General features: G+C 62.8%; 16 protein-coding genes. 8 read left to right on the top strand and 8 right to left on the bottom strand.

Annotated elements, in window-relative coordinates; all coding sequences use genetic code 11:
• The first annotated feature begins 15 nt into the window (after positions 1-15).
• From arsB to JOE62_RS00485, 5 genes are all read left to right on the top strand, one after another.
• On the top strand, positions 16-1104 hold the full coding sequence (gene arsB, locus JOE62_RS00505) for an ACR3 family arsenite efflux transporter (RefSeq protein WP_204719515.1): 1089 nt from the start codon (positions 16-18) through the stop codon (positions 1102-1104).
• 10 nt (positions 1105-1114) lie between these two features.
• A complete protein-coding gene (locus JOE62_RS00500) occupies positions 1115-1531 on the top strand; it encodes an arsenate reductase ArsC (RefSeq protein WP_038992396.1) in 417 nt (138 codons plus the stop codon).
• Positions 1532-1580: 49 nt separating this feature from the next.
• Positions 1581-3101, top strand: coding sequence for an FAD-dependent oxidoreductase (locus tag JOE62_RS00495; protein WP_204723169.1), 1521 nt, complete (start codon positions 1581-1583; stop codon positions 3099-3101).
• 101 nt (positions 3102-3202) lie between these two features.
• On the top strand, positions 3203-4351 hold the full coding sequence (gene pstS, locus JOE62_RS00490) for a phosphate ABC transporter substrate-binding protein PstS (RefSeq protein ID WP_204719513.1): 1149 nt from the start codon (positions 3203-3205) through the stop codon (positions 4349-4351).
• 421 nt (positions 4352-4772) lie between these two features.
• Positions 4773-5135: a recombinase family protein gene (locus JOE62_RS00485; protein WP_338085725.1), complete on the top strand. Its 363-nt coding sequence runs from the start codon at positions 4773-4775 to the stop codon at positions 5133-5135.
• Positions 5136-5258: 123 nt separating this feature from the next.
• Here JOE62_RS00485 and JOE62_RS00480 read toward each other — a convergent pair whose 3' ends face one another.
• Genes JOE62_RS00480 through JOE62_RS00460 form a run of 5 tightly spaced genes read right to left on the bottom strand, consistent with a single transcriptional unit; the run spans position 5259 to position 10884 of the window.
• Positions 5259-6062, bottom strand: coding sequence for an HpcH/HpaI aldolase/citrate lyase family protein (locus JOE62_RS00480; RefSeq protein WP_239543078.1), 804 nt, complete (start codon positions 6060-6062; stop codon positions 5259-5261).
• Positions 6055-6579, bottom strand: a complete 525-nt coding sequence (locus JOE62_RS00475; protein ID WP_204719511.1) for a MaoC family dehydratase — start codon at positions 6577-6579, stop codon at positions 6055-6057. The genes JOE62_RS00480 and JOE62_RS00475 overlap by 8 nt, the downstream gene beginning before the upstream one ends.
• Positions 6576-8624: an ATP-binding protein gene (locus JOE62_RS00470; RefSeq protein WP_204719509.1), complete on the bottom strand. Its 2049-nt coding sequence runs from the start codon at positions 8622-8624 to the stop codon at positions 6576-6578. The genes JOE62_RS00475 and JOE62_RS00470 overlap by 4 nt, the downstream gene beginning before the upstream one ends.
• A gap of 15 nt (positions 8625-8639) precedes the next feature.
• Entirely contained in the window at positions 8640-10244 is a 1605-nt protein-coding gene (locus JOE62_RS00465) for a carboxyl transferase domain-containing protein (RefSeq protein WP_204719507.1), read from the bottom strand.
• 4 nt (positions 10245-10248) lie between these two features.
• The gene (locus tag JOE62_RS00460; RefSeq protein WP_204719505.1) at positions 10249-10884 is read right to left on the bottom strand and encodes a TetR/AcrR family transcriptional regulator; all 636 of its coding nucleotides are present in this window, start codon (positions 10882-10884) and stop codon (positions 10249-10251) included.
• Positions 10885-11310: 426 nt separating this feature from the next.
• Between JOE62_RS00460 and JOE62_RS00455 the strand changes: the two genes are divergently transcribed.
• The 3 genes from JOE62_RS00455 to JOE62_RS00445 all read left to right on the top strand — a co-directional run bounded on the left by JOE62_RS00455 (position 11311) and on the right by JOE62_RS00445 (position 13896).
• Positions 11311-11892, top strand: a complete 582-nt coding sequence (locus JOE62_RS00455; RefSeq protein WP_204719504.1) for a carbonic anhydrase — start codon at positions 11311-11313, stop codon at positions 11890-11892.
• Between the two features lie 138 nt (positions 11893-12030).
• Entirely contained in the window at positions 12031-13251 is a 1221-nt protein-coding gene (locus JOE62_RS00450; protein ID WP_204723167.1) for an MFS transporter, read from the top strand.
• Between the two features lie 51 nt (positions 13252-13302).
• Positions 13303-13896 (top strand): GNAT family N-acetyltransferase, encoded by a 594-nt coding sequence (locus JOE62_RS00445; RefSeq protein ID WP_204719502.1) that lies wholly within the window; start codon positions 13303-13305, stop codon positions 13894-13896.
• A 110-nt stretch (positions 13897-14006) separates the two neighbouring features.
• Here JOE62_RS00445 and JOE62_RS00440 read toward each other — a convergent pair whose 3' ends face one another.
• Genes JOE62_RS00440 through JOE62_RS00430 form a run of 3 tightly spaced genes read right to left on the bottom strand, consistent with a single transcriptional unit; the run spans position 14007 to position 16778 of the window.
• A complete protein-coding gene (locus JOE62_RS00440) occupies positions 14007-14762 on the bottom strand; it encodes an ATP-binding cassette domain-containing protein (protein ID WP_204719500.1) in 756 nt (251 codons plus the stop codon).
• Positions 14759-15793 (bottom strand): iron chelate uptake ABC transporter family permease subunit, encoded by a 1035-nt coding sequence (locus JOE62_RS00435; RefSeq protein ID WP_204719498.1) that lies wholly within the window; start codon positions 15791-15793, stop codon positions 14759-14761. Before JOE62_RS00435 ends, JOE62_RS00440 begins: the two co-directional genes overlap by 4 nt.
• A gap of 4 nt (positions 15794-15797) precedes the next feature.
• Positions 15798-16778, bottom strand: coding sequence for an ABC transporter permease (locus tag JOE62_RS00430; RefSeq protein WP_204719496.1), 981 nt, complete (start codon positions 16776-16778; stop codon positions 15798-15800).
• Positions 16779-16858: the final 80 nt, after the last annotated feature.

The raw sequence follows: 16858 nt of genomic DNA, 5'->3' as shown, positions 1-16858 counted from the left end.
TGGAGTGATGATTGCATGACACCTGCGACCGTGCCCGATACCGCCCCCGTGGCGGCGAAACTATCTTTCCTGGACCGGTACCTGGCCCTGTGGATCCTGCTCGCCATGGCCGTGGGCTTGGGGCTGGGCCGCATCTTCCCGAAGCTGGGAGAATTGCTGGACCGCTTCACCGTGGCGGGGGTCTCGGTGCCCATCGCCATTGGCTTGCTGGTCATGATGTATCCGGTGCTGGCCAAGGTGCGCTACAACGAAACCGGCAAGGTGCTCTCGGACAAGAAGCTGATGGTCACCTCGCTGGTGATCAACTGGATCCTCGCCCCGGCATTCATGTTCGTGCTGGCCTGGGTATTCCTGGCGGACCTGCCTGAATACCGCACCGGCCTGATCATCGTGGGCCTGGCCCGCTGCATCGCCATGGTGTTCATCTGGAATGACCTGGCCTGCGGCGACCGAGAGGCGGCTGCCGTGCTGGTGGCCATCAACTCGGTCTTCCAGGTCATCGCCTTCGGCGCCCTGGGCTGGTTCTACCTGCAGCTTCTCCCATCCTGGCTGGGATTGGAAACCACCAGCGCCGAGTTCTCCATTGCCGCGATTACCGCCTCGGTGCTGGTCTTCCTGGGTATCCCGCTGCTGGCCGGATACCTGACCCGCACCCTGGGCGAGAAGGCCAAGGGCCGGGACTGGTACGAGGGAAAGTTCCTGCCGAAGATCGGCCCGTGGGCGCTGTATGGATTGCTGTTCACCATCGTGCTGCTCTTCGCACTGCAGGGAGATAACATCATTTCCAAGCCGCTGGATGTGCTGCGCATGGCCGTCCCGCTGCTGGTTTACTTCGTGGTGGTTTTCGGTGCCGGCATGCTCATCGGCCACTGGCTGAAGCTGGGGTACCCGCGCACCACCACCTTGGCCTTTACCGCGGCCGGGAACAACTTCGAGTTGGCCATCGCGGTAGCCATTGCGACCTTCGGTGCCACCAGCGGACAGGCCTTGGCCGGGGTGGTGGGTCCGCTGATCGAGGTGCCTATCCTGGTCGCCTTGGTCTACGTGGCCCTGTGGTCGCGCAAATTCTTCCCCGCTGCCAAGCCAACTACCACTTCTGTCTAAGGAAACAATCATGGCTGAAAACAACACCAAGCCCTCGGTCCTGTTTGTCTGCGTGCACAACGCCGGGCGCTCGCAAATGGCCGCCGCCTACCTCTCCCACCTGTCCAAAGGTCGCATCGAAGTGCGATCGGCCGGATCCGCCCCGGCCGATTCGGTGAACCCGGCCGCCGTCCAGGCAATGCTGGAGGAAGGCATCGACATGTCCGCCGAAGTGCCCAAGGTGCTGAGCACCGAAGCGGTCAAGGACTCGGACGTCGTGATCACCATGGGCTGCGGAGATGCCTGCCCATTCTTCCCGGGCAAGCGCTACGAAGACTGGAAGCTGGAAGATCCGGCAGGCCAGGGCGTTGAGGCTGTCCGGCCGATCCGCGACGAGATCCGCACACGCATCGAAGCACTGATCGCAGAACTGCTTCCCACCGGCTAAATCCGCTTCTCAGGATTCACGACGGTTCACCAAAATTCAAGGAGTCATGATGGACACAACCCATCCCGTAGTGGTCATTGGTGCCGGACCGACCGGCCTGGCCGCCGCCGCACACCTCATCGAACAAAACCAAGATGTTCTGGTGCTCGAAGCCGGCACGAGCGTGGGCGCCGCCATTGAACAGTGGAAACACATCAAACTGTTCTCCCCGTGGCGCTTTGATATCGATGCTGCGGCGCAGCGTTTGCTGGAGACCCCAAGCGAAAGTTACGCAGGTGACTGGGTCGCCCCACGCGAAACCAAGCTCCCGACCGGCGCAGAACTGCTCAACGAATACCTCGAACCACTGGCGAACCACCCGCGATTGGCCTCGCAGATCAAGTACGGCCACCGCGTGACCAAGATCAGCCGGCTGCACCAAGATGGTCGGGGCATCGACAAGACACGTACTGCTGGCCGTGATGAGTCTCTGTTCCTGGTTCGCACCACAACTGCGCTGGGCGATGTGGATGTGCTGGCGCGTGCTGTCATCGACGCTACCGGTACCTGGAGCCAGCCAAACCCTGTGGGCCGGTCGGGCATCGAAGCAATCGGCGAAGCCGAGGCCCGCACGCAAGGCTTCATCACGTCCCCGTTGCCCGACCCTCTAGGCACCGACAGAGAAGACTTCGCAGGCAAGACGATTCTGGTGCTCGGCGCAGGGCATTCGGCGGCGAACACCATCATCTCGCTGGGACGCTTGCAGAAGGAACAGCCGGACACCAGAATACTGTGGGGTCTACGTGGCCAGGCGAATCCGATCCGGCTTTATGGCGGCGGGGCCGCAGACCAGCTGCCCGCACGCGGGCAGCTGGGCACTTCTCTTCGCCGACTGGTAGAAAACAACCACGTCAGCTTGCTGGAAAACGTGTCAATCAGCTCCCTGGCGATTGGCGGCAAGCTGAGCGTGAACTTGGCCGACGGGCGAGTGCTGAAAGTGGACCGGATTGTTCCGGCTACCGGATTCCGCCCGGATTTGGGCATGCTCTCCGAGCTGCGCTTGAATCTCGACCAGATAGTCGAGGCTCCCAGCGCACTGGGTCCATTGATTGATCCGGAATTCCATAGCTGCGGCACGGTCAGCGCGCACGGTGAAAAGGAACTGGCTCACCCGGAGGCGAACTTCTACATCGTAGGTATGAAGAGCTATGGCCGTGCCCCTACGTTCCTGATGGCCACCGGTTATGAGCAGGTCCGCTCCATTGCGGCGCACCTGTCCGGGGACCTTGAAGCTGCACGCCGGGTTGAGCTTGACCTGCCCGAAACAGGGGTCTGCTCCACCGACCTTGGCGGATCGTGCGATGCTCCGGCAGCTGAGGACAGCTCCTGCGGAAGCGCGCCGGCGGCAGTCGATGCCTGCTGCGGAACATCGGCCGAGGGAGCTGTACCGGCTACCGGCTGCGGTGAAGCAGAAATGCCGAACGAGCAGAGCGATGAGCCAGCGCAGTCGTGCTGTGGCACGAAGCAACCGGTCACAATCGGTTTTGCCACCGGCACCTTGCACGGCAACGCCGAATTAGCAGATAAGTAATATCAAGTGATTACTTGGTGAAGCGGTGTCTGGCAACAGGCACCGCCTCACCACCCCTCTCATGTTCGATCCTCGTTTCTTCGAGTACTTCAGGAGCCATAATGCGCCCCGCTCAATCACCCCTAAAACCTTTCCTTCGATCTCCTCGTGCTCTTGCCGCGTTCAGTCTTGCATCCATCATGCTTCTGGCAGGGTGCGGGTCCGACTACCCGTTAGGTGAAGCCCAGAAGAAGGCCGCCGAAGCTAACACCTCGAATTTGAGTGGCACACTAACTGGCGGCGGATCAACCGCGCAGAATGCAGCGATGAACGCTTGGACCACAGGATTCTCGGTGCTCCATCCCAAAGTCCAGGTGCAGTATGCCTCGGTCGGTTCGGGCGCAGGACGCGAAGGACTACTCGCCGCGGCAACCGAATTCGCCGGCTCTGACGCTTTCCTCAAAGACGAAGAAGTCCAGCGTTCCCAACAGACCTGCGGCCCAGGCGGTTCCATCAACATCCCCGCCTATATTTCCCCGATCGCCGTCACATTCAACATTCCCGGTGTCAGCGAACTGAACCTTGATGCGGATACCATTGCCCGAATCTTCAACAGGGACATCCGCAGCTGGCAAGATCCTGCCATCGCAGCGCTAAATCCCGGCGTAGAACTGCCCGACATTCCTATGACAGTGGTGGCACGATCCGATGATTCGGGAACCACTGAAAACTTCACCGAATATTTGCACAGCGTCGCACCAAAAGCGTGGAGGTACGAGCCTGATGGTAGTTGGCCTAACGGTATTTCCCTGGAAAAGGCTCAGGGAAATGCCGGCGTCGTCACCACGGTGTCCCGCACACCTGGCACCATTGCGTACGCCGATGATTCGCTCGTTGATCAAAGCCTCGGCAAGGCGAAGCTTAGGGTGGGCGACGAATTTGTTGAGGTCAGCGGAGAAGCCGCAGCCCTTGCCGTGGCAGAATCCGAACGCGTCGAAGGCCGCGGCGCCCACGATATTGCCCTTGAGCTGGACCGCAATACCACCGCACCCGGAGCCTACCCGTTGGTACTGGTCTCCTATTTACTGTTCTGTAGCTCATACTCGGATGCCCAAACCGTTGATCTGGTGAAAACCTTCGGACATTACGTGGTCAGCGAAGAAGGGCAAAAGATCGCAGCTGACTCTGCGAAGAGCGCGCCGATGCCAGAACGTTTGGCCAAAGATGCGAGCGATGCGATCGACTCAATCACGGTTCGACCGGTAAATTAGAGGGTTTTGTAAGGGCATTGAGGGCGGTAGAATCTGATTCTTCTGTCCTTTCTGCATTTTCCACGCAATGCGGTGGTCAGATCCTGAAGCGCGAGATGATGCGCTTTCATGGGATGAACCGGAATCCCTTTTAGCGTGATCTCACGTGTTAGAAATAGGAGATGACAATCCAAACCGCGATGTAACCGCCAAACGAAATTAACAGTCGCATCGCTCGAATGGCGGTTTTCTTTGTCCCCTAAATGATGGTTTTACAAAGACCCAACCCGAAAATAGCCGATTGGTGGGTAGCTTCCTTGAAGAATTCGAGGCTGCTACCCATTCTTTATGCTCTGCGTTGCCGTGTGCTTGTTCCTGAAGATATTGCCCTGGCAATACTGGTGCAGTTCTATACGCCATTCCAACTGTGAAAACCCGCCAAATGAAACTAACAGTCACAGGGCGGCACACCGGGGTTTTTTGTTTCAGAAAGGTCTTTCAAAACCGAAGTGTTGCACAACCTGGCTGTGTACCGTTTTTTGATATGGCAGTCATTGGATACGCGCGAGTGAGCACGCGCGAGCAGAACCCGCAGGCGCAGGCGGCCGAGCTGCGCGCGGCCGGGGCCGAGCAGATATTTACTGACTGTGGGGAGTCGAGCAGGGAGGCTGCGCGGCCGCAGTGGGTCGCGTGCAAGGCGCAATTGCAGCCAGAGGAACTTTGGTCATCCGCGCCCTGGATCGCGTGGCAGGTGAAGAGCGGATGGCCATTGAGATTATCCGTGAGCTGGGGGAGCGCGGCGTGAGAATCAGAAGTCTTACCGAGCCATTCTTGAACGTGGACATACTCTACGCCGATGGGCGAAGTGTTCCTATTCCAATTTCCTTGCTTCTATTAAACCCGGTGCGATTCACTCCTTGGGATCCTATTAGTGCCTGCCTAAAGTGGCCCGGGCCTGGCGCAGCAGCGGCTCGTCGACCATTTGTCCTTCGAAGGCGAACACCCCTGGGTTCTCCTTGGCGGCGTCAAGGATCTGCCTCGCGCGGTCCAGTTCCGCTTCGGTGGGCGCGAACGCCTCGCGGATGACCGGCATCTGGTTGGGGTGGATCGAGGCCTTTGCCGAGAATCCCGAGGCCTTGGCATCGCGGGACTCTGCGCCCAGGCCTTCCAGGTCGGGGATGTCCAGGTATACGGAATCAATCGCCGCCTTGCCGTGGGCCGCCGCATGCAGAAGCACCTGGGAGCGCGCGAACCGCGCCACCTCGCGGTAGCTGCCGTCCCCGCCACGGGAGGAGGTGCCGCCGATCGAGGCGATCAGGTCTTCGGCGCCCCACATCAGCGCGACGACATTCGGGGCCCCGGCAATCTGTCCGGCATTGGTGATGCCCTTGGCCGTTTCGCATAGCGCCAGCACGTCGTATCCGGCCAACGCGGACGGATCCTCCGCGGACTCGCACTTGGGCAGCATCACGGTGCGGTAGGCGGTCTGCCCCAGCGCTTCGAAGTCCTTGGCGAAGTGCTCGCTGTCCACCGGGTTCACGCGCACTATCACCCGTTCGGGATCCAGCGGTGTTTCAAGCAGTGCGCGGCGGGCAGCGTCCTTGTTCGCGGGGGCCACCGCATCTTCGAGGTCGATGATGACCGCGTCGGCGCGCTGCGCCGCCTTGGCGTAGCGCTCGGGCCGGTCTGCCGGGCAGAACAGCAGGGAAGGGCCCATCAGGAATCTAGCCATCGGCATTTTCCCCCTTGGCTTCCAGCGCGTCCTGGTGCGCCTGCCTGGTCCACATCAGGCAGGTGCGGGTGGCGGTGGCCACGATGTCGCCGTGCTGGTTGCGGCCGGTGTGCGTCATGGACGCCAGTCCCTGGCCGGGGCGCGACTTGGATTCGCGCAGCGCGGTGATCTCGGTTTCGGTGTAGAGGGTATCGCCGTGGAACATCGGATGCGGGAACTTCACGTCGTTGATGCCCAGCTGCCCCACGATGGTGCCTTCGGTCAGCTGGCCCACCGACTGCCCGATCATCGTGCTCAGCGTCAGCAGCGAGTTGACCAGCGGCTTGCCGAAGGGCTGGGTGGAAGCCCACGCGGCATCCAGGTGCAGGCCCTGGTTGTTCATGGTCATCGTCGTGAACGCGACGTTGTCCGCTTCGGTCAGGGTGCGTCCGGGCTTGTGCACGTAGATGGCCCCGAGCTGCAGCTCGTCGAAGTAGAGGCCGCGCTGCTCCACGCGGGTGGGGATTTGCTCGCTCATGCGTCCTGCTCCTGATGCTTCGCTTCGGTACTCTGCATTGCTTCCACGGTGGCCACGACCTGCTTGGCCTTGACCAGATCCCCGGGCTTCAGGCCGGTCATGCGCACGATGCCATCGGCGGGGGAGATCAGCTGGTGCTCCATCTTCATCGCCTCGATGCTCAGCAGCAGCTGGCCAGCGGCGACCTCATCGCCATCGGCAACCTGCACGCTGATCACGGTGCCGGGCATGGGGGATTCGACATGCGGGGAGAAGGCCCCGGACTCGATGGCGAGGGTGGCCAGGTGGCGTTCGAGGACTTCTTCGCGGGAAAGCTTGCGCACCGCCGCAGTCCACCCGTCCTCGCACAGCCACAGCGTGCCGTCTTCGGCGAAGGCGTGCTGGAGTGCTGTGCGCTGCCCGTTGACGGACAGGGTTCCATCCGGTTCCTGGCGCACGGTGAATTCCTCGCTGCCCACGCGCACCAAGCTGGCATCCTGCTTCCTGAGCAGCGCGGTCTTGCCCTCGGCCGCCTCGGCATCGAAGTGCTGGATGCTGGCCCGGCGCTGCTGGGCCCGCCAGCCATCGCGCAAGCCCCACGGCGTATTCGCCGCAGGAATCCGCTGGTCCTCAAGGTGCGCTGCCAGTGCCAGTTCGCGGGGCTCGAGCTGGCGGAAAGCGAACTGGTCCAGCTTCCGCTCGATCAGGTTGGTGTCCAGACGCCCGGCCGCCACATCCATATCGGCCAGCAGCAGCCGCAGGTACTCGCTGTTGGCCAGCACGCCCAGCACCACGGTGCCGGCCAGGGCCTGATCCAGCCGGGCCAGCGCCTCGGTGCGGTCCTCGCCCCAGGCGATGAGCTTGGAGAGCATCGGGTCGTAGTGGGCGCTGATCTCGAGGCCGTCGCGCAGCGAGGAATCCACGCGGACATTCTCCGGCTCGCTCACGCGCAGCACGGTGCCCACCGAAGGCAGGAAGCCGGAAGACGGGTCCTCGGCGTAGAGCCGGGCCTCGATGGCATGGCCGCACAGCGCCACCTGGTCCTGGGAGAAGTCCAGCGCCTGTCCGGCAGCGATGCGCACCTGCCACTGGACCAGATCCAGCTTTTCGCCGTTGACCCGCACGACTTCCTCGGTGACCGGGTGCTCCACCTGCAGGCGGGTATTCATTTCCATGAAGAAGAACTCGTCGGGGTTCTGGTCGCTGACCAGGAACTCGACGGTGCCCGCGCCGACGTAGCCCACGGATTGCGCGGCGGCCACCGCGGCGGCGCCGATGCGCTCGCGGATCTGCGCGCCGTGCTCCAGGTTCTCGAATAGCGGGGCCGGGGCTTCCTCGATGACCTTCTGGTGGCGGCGCTGCAACGAGCATTCGCGTTCGCCCAGGTGCACGGTGTTCCCATGCGCGTCGGCCAGGATCTGCACCTCGATATGGCGCGGATTGCGCACCAGCCGCTCGAGGAACAGGGTGTCATCGCCAAACGCGCTGCGCGCGGTGCGCCGGGCGCTGGCCAGCGCCTCGGGCAGCTGCGCGGCGGATTCCACCGCGAACATGCCCTTGCCGCCGCCTCCGGCCGAGGGCTTGATCAGCAGCGGGAATCCGACATCCGTGGCGGCTGCGAGCAGCTGCTCGTCGCCCAGGCCGGGTTCGGCGATGCCGGGAACCACCGGCACCTGGTGGGAGAGCACATGGTTCTTGGAGCGGATCTTGTCGCCCATCAGGTTGATCGAGTTCACCGGCGGGCCGATGAAGGTGATGCCGGCGACTTCCAAGGCGCGGGCGAAATCCACGTTCTCGGAGAGGAACCCGTAGCCCGGGTGGACCGCCTGGGCGCCGGACTCCTTGCAAGCGGAGATCACCGCGTCGATATCCAGGTAGCTTTCATTGGCCGGGGCCGCGCCGATGCGCACCGCGCGGTCGGCTTCGGACACATGCAGGGCCCCGGCGTCGGCATCCGAGTACACGGCGACGGATTCGATGCCCAGGGCGCGCAGGGTGCGGATGATGCGCACCGCGATTTCCCCGCGGTTGGCAATCAGGACGGTATCAAAGAGCTTGGCAGTCATGGTGGTTTCCTCGCACTACATCCGGAAGAGGCCGAAGCTGGTCTCCGGCAGTGGCTGGCGGGCGCAGACATCCAGGGCCAGGCCGAGCACCCGGCGGGTATCGGCCGGGTCGATGACCCCGTCGTCCCATAGCCTGGCGGTGGAATAGTAGGGGTTGCCCTGGGTTTCGTATTGCTCGCGGATTGGCGCCTTGAACGCTTCCTCTTCCTCATCGCTCCAGCTGCCGCCGGCCGCCTCGATCCCGTCGCGCTTGACCGTGGACAACACGGATGAAGCCTGGGCCCCGCCCATCACCGAGATCCGCGCGTTCGGCCACATCCACAAGAATCGCGGGGAGTAGGCCCGGCCGCACATCGAGTAGTTGCCGGCGCCGAAGGAGCCGCCGATGATCACGGTCAGCTTGGGAACCCGGGCGGTGGCCACCGCGGTGACCATCTTCGCCCCGTGCTTGGCAATGCCATCGGCCTCGTAGTCGCGGCCCACCATGAACCCCGCGAGGTTCTGCAGGAAGAGCAACGGGATGCCGCGCTGGTCGCACAGCTCGATGAAGTGCGCGCCCTTCATCGCGGATTCCGAGAACAGCACGCCGTTATTGGCGATGATGCCCACCTGGTGGCCATGGATGCGCGCGAAGCCGGTGACCAGGGTGGTGCCGTAGTCGGCCTTGAACTCGTGAAACTTGCTGGAATCGACAATGCGTGCGATGACCTCGTGCACGTCGTAGGGCGCGTTGACATCCACCGGCACCACACCTGCCAGTTCGCTGCCCGGGTACAGCGGCTCGGCGACCTTGGCCTCGATGTTCCACGCCGGGGCCGGGTTGGCCGGCAGGGTGGAGACGATATCGCGGATGATCATCAGCGCGTGCTCGTCGTTCTCGGCCAGGTGGTCCACCACGCCGGAGGTCTTGGCATGCAGGTCGCCGCCGCCCAGTTCTTCGGCGGTGACGATCTCGCCGATGGCGGCCTTCACCAGTGGCGGGCCGCCGAGGAAGATGGTGCCCTGGTTGCGCACGATCACCGTCTCATCGCTCATTGCCGGGACGTAGGCTCCGCCAGCGGTGCAGGAGCCGAGCACCGCTGCCAGCTGCGGGATCTTGGCCGCCGAAAGCTGGGCCTGGTTGTAGAAGATGCGCCCGAAGTGGTCGCGGTCCGGGAAGACCTCGTCTTGCATCGGCAGGAACGCGCCGCCCGAGTCCACCAGGTAGATGCACGGCAGGTTGTTCTCCAGCGCGATTTCCTGGGCGCGCAGGTGCTTCTTGACCGTCATCGGGAAGTAGGTGCCGCCCTTGACGGTGGCGTCGTTGGCGATGACCAGCACGTGCCGCCCGTGCACCAAGCCGATGCCGGCAATTACTCCGGCGCCGGGGCTGGCGCCGTCGTACATGTCCTCGGCGGCCAGCGGGGCGATTTCCAGGAAGGGTGAACCGTCATCCAGCAGCGCGTCCACCCGCTCGCGGGGCAGCAGCTTGCCGCGATCCACATGCCGTTGCCGGGACTTCTCGGAACCGCCACGCGCGGCGCGTTCCAGCCGTTCATGCAGTTCGGCCAGCAACGGCGCCTGGTCGGCGGCGTTGCGTTCGAACTGCTCGGGGTTCAGTTGGGAGGAAAGGGTCTTCACGAAGTCAGTCCTTGAGGGTTGGTTCGCTGGCGATTACCTGGGGTACGGGCAGCTGCTGCGGTGGCAGCGGGAATTCGTCGGGTACCGCGAGGATGCGCATGGCCAGGGAGATGAAGTTCAGCTGCACCTCGGCCAGCGAGAGCCGGCCGCCCTTGCGGTACCAGTGCGAGACGCCGGTGCCCATTTCCATCAGTGCCAAGCGGGCGATGCCCAGGTCCGCCGTGTTGAAGCTTCCCTGGCGCTCGCCGGCCTTCAGCGCATCGGAGAAGAGCTGCTCGTATTCGTCGCGCAATGCCTGCATCTGCTCGCGAGCGGAGGGGGACAGCGCGCGCATCTCGTGTTCGGTGACGCGTGCGGTGCTGGGGTTGGTGGCCGTGAACCCGACGTGGAAGGCTATGAGCAAGGCGAGCTGCCGTACCGGATCCGTGCTGCCGTCAAGCGCCTGCTTGGCACCGGAGATCATGACGGACAGGCAGTCGTTCATGATGCCCAGCAGCAGGTCTTCCTTGCCGCCGACGTAGTGGTAGAGGGTGGCCGAGTTCAGTCCTACGGCGCTGCCCAGTTCGCGGATGCCCGTGGCAGCAAAGCCGCGCTGGGCAAAGCAGGCTACGGCTGCTTGCTGGACTCTTCCCAGTTCCATGGACACCACCCTGTGACTCAAAAGCCAATCAATCGATTGACAGTCTCCATCCAACCGAAGATTGGCTGTGGTGTCAATCACATTCTTTGTTCGCCAAGATACTAAGTTCTGCCGAAAGGTGACGCCTGCTATTCATGAATAAAATGCATAACACTAGATCGCTTGATGTTATTTACTGACAAACTATAGTTAATTCGGCTTGTCGGCTCATCAGGCGCGACAGGAAGGCAAGATGCCGCAACCAGAATCAGCAACCCCAAGTGCAACGATGCAACCTCGACCGGGCCTTCGCGCCGCGGTCTGCTCGCCGGCGCTTCCGGGCTCCTTGCCCTCGCCGGGCTGGCAGCCTGCGCTTCGCCGCAAGCCCCGGATGCGGACCGCGCGCATCTGGCCGAACCGCCGCAGACCTCCGACGAGGTGCTGCAGGTGCTGCGTGCCGGAAACCAGCGCTATTGCGCTGGCAAGCCGGAGCACCCCAACCAGGCAACCAGCCGGCGCAGCGAGCAAGCCGAGCACCAGAGCCCCTTCGCCTTGATTCACGGATGCGTGGATTCCCGCGTCACCCCCGAGCTCCTGTTCGGTCAGGGGATCGGAGACCTGTTCGTCACCCGGACTGCCGGAGCCGTGCTCGATGACACCCTGGTTGGCAGCATGGTATTCGCTGTCTCCAGTCCATACTCGGTACCGCTGCTGGTGATCCTCGGGCACACCGCATGCGGAGCGGTAACCACGTTGAAGGCGATGGAGAAGGACGCCGGGAATCCGCGGTTGCCCGGTGAGATGGATGACTTCGCCGAGCAGATTGCTCCCATAGCCCGCACGGCAGGAGTCGAGGGCTCGGGAAGCGAAGCGGTGGACACGGTGGTGCAGGCCAATGCCCGCGCCGTGGTGGAGCAGCTGCTCGAGCGCCCTGCCATCATCCGCAAGGCGGTGGAGGAACAGCGGACCCGGGTGGTACCGGCGGTCTACGATTTGGGCACCGGAGAGGTGAGCTGGCTGGAGGGCTGACCATCTGGAGACATCCAACTCGCAGGCTTAACGGCACGGTGTCGTGATGTGCCTGCAGTGGCACTGGTACTCTCGACGCTGGATGCCATTGCGGCATTCGCCAGTGACCAGTCCGCAGGAGCTGCGGTGAAAGGCCCCATGACAGCCACCGAATCCAGTGCCAACTCCCGCGCCCGTGCAGCAGTCGCCGCCCTGTTCCTCACCAACGGAGCACTTTTTGCCAATATGGCGCCGCGGCTTCCCGAGCTGAAACGGGAACTGGGATTGGACACCGCAAGCTACGGCTTGCTGGTTACCGCGTGGCCCATCGGGGCGATCCTTGCCGGTTTGGCCGCAGGCGCGCTGGTTCGCCGTTTCGGTTCGGCGCAGGTTGCTGTCTTCGGCACGATGGCTACCGGTGCGGCATTGCTCGCCGCCGGCAGCGCCCCGGGGGTGCTCTGGGTGGTGCTGGCCTTCGCCGTGGGCGGTGCCATGGACTCGATTACCGATGTCGGACAGAACGCGCAAGGCCTGGTGGTGCAACGGCGTTATGGGCGTTCGATACTGAACTCCTTCCACGCCTTGTGGTCTGTCGGAGCGGTGCTTGGCGGCTTGATGGCCGCCGGGGCGATTCAGCTGAGCCTGGCGCTGCCGGTGCATTTGGGCATCTCGATGGCGCTGTTCGCCGTGGTGGCGCTGATAGCATTGAAATTCTGCCTGCCCCGGTCCGCTGAGCAGGGGGCCATCGAACCCGTTGTGCCACCGGCCACCGGGACCGTCCGGACTGCGGGCCCAGCAGGATCCCGCGGCCGGATGCTGCTGATGATGAGCGCCTTGGTCTTGATCTCCGTGGCTGGAGTGATGGTCGAGGATGCCGGAAATTCCTGGTCAACACTGTATCTGGGAGAGCTCGGGGCACCAGCGGCGCTGGCGGCCAGCGGGTTCATCGCCTTGGTCGGCGCCCAGTTCATTGGCCGAATCCTCGGCGATGGGATGGTCAACCGCTTTGGACAGCGCAGCATGGCCCAGTTCGGCGGCGCACTGATAGCGCTCGGCATGGGCTTGGCGTTGCTGTTCCCCAGCGTGCCGGGCACATTGCTGGGTTTCGCGGCGGCTGGATTCGGCTCGGCAACTCTGGTCCCGGCGGTGATGGACCAAGCCGACAAGCTGCCGGGGCTGTCCCCGGGAACTGGCCTGAGCATTGTCTCCTGGCTCATGCGATTGGGCTTCTTGCTCTCGCCGCCACTGGTCGGATTCCTTGCCGAGAATATCGGGTTGCGGCTGGCTCTGCTCGTTTTCCCCATCGCGGGTCTGGTAGTGCTGATTTGCTCGCCGGTGCTGCGCGGAAAGAAATCACCTGAGGACGGGGACGTGCAGTAAAGCGGTCGCGACTAGCGCTCATCACGGAAAACCTGCGGATAGGCTTGGAGCATGGAAGATGAGCTGAGGAAGATCAGCTGGCCGGTACGCACCGAGCGGCTGAGCTTGCGCCGGGTGACGCCGGATGATGTGGAAGCAATCTGGCGCTACCGGCAGCTTGCTGAAGTTACGCAGTGGATCACCGCTGGTCCTGGGACACTGGAAGATTTCCGCGTCATGTTCTTCGCGAAGGACTATCCGCTGAAGGATCTGGCCGTGGAACTGGATACCGGCCAGGGGACCGAGCTGATTGGCACGGTCATGCTGAATATCGTGGATGGCTGGGGCCAAAGTGAAGTTGAGCAGAGTGCCAAAGGCGTTGAGGGAAACCTCGGCTGGAGCTTCGACCCGGCCTATGGCGGCAAGGGCTACGCCACCGAAGCCATCCGTGCTGCCATCGGCCTGTGCTTCGGCTCTCTTGGCTTGCGCCGAGTTACTGCCGAATGCTTCGCTGCCAATGAGCCATCGTGGAAATTGATGGAGCGCGTGGGGATGCGCAAGGAATTCTACGGCCGCAAGGACAGCCTGCACCGCAACGGGGAATGGATGGATTCCATGGCCTATGCGCTGTTGGCCGAGGAATGGACGGACTCGACTTCCTGCTGAAGGGGCTCTTCGAGTTTTAGCATGGGAACCTCATCAAAGTTGCCGAGACACAGCAAGACCCCGTGACCACTGACGGTCATGGGGTCTTGCTGTACTGAAATTTCGCGAACTCAGTAGTACACCGCCAGCGGGCCATTGGGGCCCGGAACGACGTTGACTGGGGTCTCGAAAACTTCGCTGAGGATCTCGTCCTGCATGATCTGCGTCGGGGTGCCGAAGTGCACCACCTTGCCCTGCTTCATGGCGCAGATGTAGTCAGCGTAGTGCCCGGCGAAATTGATATCGTGCAGCACGATCACGATGGTGCGGTTCAGCTCGCGGGCAGCACGCTGCAGGTGCTGCATCATCACTACCGAGTGCTTCATGTCCAGGTTGTTCAGCGGCTCATCGAGCAGCACCGTATCGGTGTCCTGGGCCAGGACCATTGCCACATAAGCGCGCTGGCGCTGGCCACCTGAAAGCTCATCCAAGTAGCGGCCTTCCAGCTCGCCAAGATCCAGGAAGTCGATGGAGCGCGAGATGATCTCTTCATCGGCCTGGGTCAACCGGCCCTTGGAGTGCGGGTAGCGGCCGAAGCCCACCAGCTGGCGCACGGTCAGGCGGGTGACGAAGTGGTTCTCCTGGCGCAGGATCGAGACGATCTTGGCCAGGTCCTTGGAATTGGTCTTGGACACGTCGTAGCCGGAGACCTCGATGGAGCCCTGGTCGATGCCCAGCAGGCGCCCGACCATGGTGAGCATGGTGGACTTGCCCGCTCCGTTCGGGCCCACCAGCGCCGTGATCCCGCCGGTGGGGATTTCCAAGCTGACCGGGCCGATGGAGACCGTGGAGCTGTACTGCTTGCTGACGGAATTGAGGGTAATCACAGCCGGCCCTTTCGCAGGATGAAGATCAAGAAGGTAATGCCGCCGACGGCTTCGATGATGATGCCAACCACGCCTTCGGCGTAGAAGACGTTCTTCATGATGAAGTAGGCGCCGGCCAGGACCACGAAGCCGATGAGGAATGACATCGGGTAGATGAAGCGGTGGTCATAGGTGTCGGCCAGCTGGTAGGCCAAGGTGGCCACCAGGAACCCGAGGAAGGTCAGAGGGCCAACCAGCGCGGTAGTGACGGCCATGAGGATGGAGATGAAGAACAGACTCTTCATGACTTCGCGGCGGTGGTTGATGCCCAGATTGATGGTGGTTTCCTTGCCCAGGGCGAGGATGTTCATCTTCTTGGAGGACAGCACCAGGTAGCCGCCGGCGATCAGCACCAGCGGGATGGCCACCGGCATGTAGCTCATGTCGGCGTTGGCCATCGAGCCGAAAAGGCGTGCGGTGAGCACGTCGAATTCGCTCGGGGTCAGCAGGCGCTGCATGAAGGTCGAGATCGAGCCCAGCCCGGTGCCGATGATGATGCCCACCAGCAGCATGATCTGGATGTTGCCCAGCTTGCCGGACAGCAGCCAGCCGTACAGTGCCACAGACAGGCCCACCATGATCGCCACTTGCAGCACGAACTGGCTGACCCCGGTAAAGAAGGTCACCCCGGCCACCCCGAGCACGAAGATCGCGCCGGTCTGCACCACGCGGTACAGGGCTTCGAAGCCCATAATCGATGGGGTGATGATGCGGTTGTTGGTGACCGTCTGGAAGGCGACGGTGGCGATGGCTTGGCAGGCCGCCACAATCACCATGGTCAGGATGTTGCTGGCGCGCAGCTTGGCGATGATCCAGAATCCGTCGGAGCCAAATGGCATGGGGTTATCCCAGACGAGCAGGCCGATCCCGAAGAACAGGGCCAGCCCGATCATGATGGACAGGGTGATCCAGTAGCGCTTGCGGACCTGCTTGGTGGGAAGCGGTCCTGCCGAGCGTCCGGCGTGATGGGTGCCCAGGGCGGGGTGAGTCATGAGATTAGCCAACTTTACGCTGCCTCAGTAGCAGGAAGATGAAGACAACCGCGCCGAGCACGCCCAGGATCAGCGATACCGGGACCTCGAACGGCATGATGATGGTGCGGCCGATCAGGTCGCAGACCGTGGTGATCGCTATGCCCAGCAGGCAGACCCAGGGCAGGTTGCTGCGCAGGTCGTCGCCGCGGACCATCGAGACGATATTCGGCACGATCAGCCCGAGGAACGGCAGGTTGCCGATGACCACGGTGACCACGCCGGTGGCGACAGCGATCAGCGCGGTGCCCAGCAGCATCACCTGGCGGTAGTTCAGGCCCACGTTGGTGGCGATTTCCTCGCCCAATCCGGCCACGGTGAAGCGGTCGGCAACGATGTAGATGGCCACTGCCACGATGGCCACGATCCACAGCACCTCGTACTGCCCGCGGATCACCGAGGTGAAGGAGCCGGCCAGCCAGATGCCCATGGACTGCAGCTTGTCGGTGGACAGGGCGAAGAAGGTGGAGAACGCGCCGACCACGGAGCCGAGCATGATGCCCACGATCGGCACGGTCAGCGAGGCCTTGAGCGAAACCCGCTGAAGGAACAGGAAGAAGATCATTGTGCCGATGAAGGCGAAGACAATCGCCACGCTCATCTTGGCCAGCAAGGTGGCGGTGGGGAAGAAGACCAGCATGGTCAGCAGGCCAAGGCCAGCCCATTCGGTGGTGCCGGTGGTGGTCGGCTCCACGAAGCGGTTCTGGGTCAGCAGCTGCATGACCAAGCCGCTCATGGCCATGGCGGCACCGGCGAGCACCAGTGCAATGGTGCGCGGAATGCGGGTGACGGCGAACATCATCCCGCCGTCATCCTGGCCGAAGATGTCGTAGACGCCGGTGAACAGGGAGAACGCCAGCAGCACGAGCACCGCGAGGATGCCCAGTGCGAGTTTGCCGGTGAGGACCTTGCTCTTGGTCCGGACCGGGAGGGTCGTGCTTGTCATAATGCCGCCGTGGAAATATGTGGTGGGAATACAGCTTTAGTGGCGAAGCCGGAATCCGGTTTCGCCACTAAAGGCCTGGG

The sequence above is a fragment of the Glutamicibacter nicotianae genome (assembly GCF_016907615.1).
In the GTDB taxonomy this organism is placed as follows: domain Bacteria; phylum Actinomycetota; class Actinomycetes; order Actinomycetales; family Micrococcaceae; genus Glutamicibacter; species Glutamicibacter nicotianae.
Note: the sequence above shows the minus strand (reverse complement) of the source record. Positions and strands in the feature narration are given on the sequence as shown.

Excerpts from the sequence above, each read along its gene's own strand:
- JOE62_RS00480 (WP_239543078.1), bottom strand. The coding sequence starts at position 6,062 with ATGGCTAGATTCCTGATGGGCCCTTCCCTGCTGTTCTGCCCGGCAGAC.
- arsB (WP_204719515.1), top strand. The coding sequence starts at position 16 with ATGACACCTGCGACCGTGCCCGATACCGCCCCCGTGGCGGCGAAACTA.
- JOE62_RS00445 (WP_204719502.1), top strand. The coding sequence starts at position 13,303 with ATGGAAGATGAGCTGAGGAAGATCAGCTGGCCGGTACGCACCGAGCGG.
- JOE62_RS00460 (WP_204719505.1), bottom strand. The coding sequence starts at position 10,884 with ATGGAACTGGGAAGAGTCCAGCAAGCAGCCGTAGCCTGCTTTGCCCAG.
- JOE62_RS00430 (WP_204719496.1), bottom strand. The coding sequence starts at position 16,778 with ATGACAAGCACGACCCTCCCGGTCCGGACCAAGAGCAAGGTCCTCACC.
- JOE62_RS00470 (WP_204719509.1), bottom strand. The coding sequence starts at position 8,624 with ATGACTGCCAAGCTCTTTGATACCGTCCTGATTGCCAACCGCGGGGAA.
- pstS (WP_204719513.1), top strand. The coding sequence starts at position 3,203 with ATGCGCCCCGCTCAATCACCCCTAAAACCTTTCCTTCGATCTCCTCGT.
- JOE62_RS00485 (WP_338085725.1), top strand. The coding sequence starts at position 4,773 with ATGAAACTAACAGTCACAGGGCGGCACACCGGGGTTTTTTGTTTCAGA.
- JOE62_RS00435 (WP_204719498.1), bottom strand. The coding sequence starts at position 15,793 with ATGACTCACCCCGCCCTGGGCACCCATCACGCCGGACGCTCGGCAGGA.
- JOE62_RS00495 (WP_204723169.1), top strand. The coding sequence starts at position 1,581 with ATGGACACAACCCATCCCGTAGTGGTCATTGGTGCCGGACCGACCGGC.
- JOE62_RS00500 (WP_038992396.1), top strand. The coding sequence starts at position 1,115 with ATGGCTGAAAACAACACCAAGCCCTCGGTCCTGTTTGTCTGCGTGCAC.
- JOE62_RS00450 (WP_204723167.1), top strand. The coding sequence starts at position 12,031 with ATGACAGCCACCGAATCCAGTGCCAACTCCCGCGCCCGTGCAGCAGTC.
- JOE62_RS00475 (WP_204719511.1), bottom strand. The coding sequence starts at position 6,579 with ATGAGCGAGCAAATCCCCACCCGCGTGGAGCAGCGCGGCCTCTACTTC.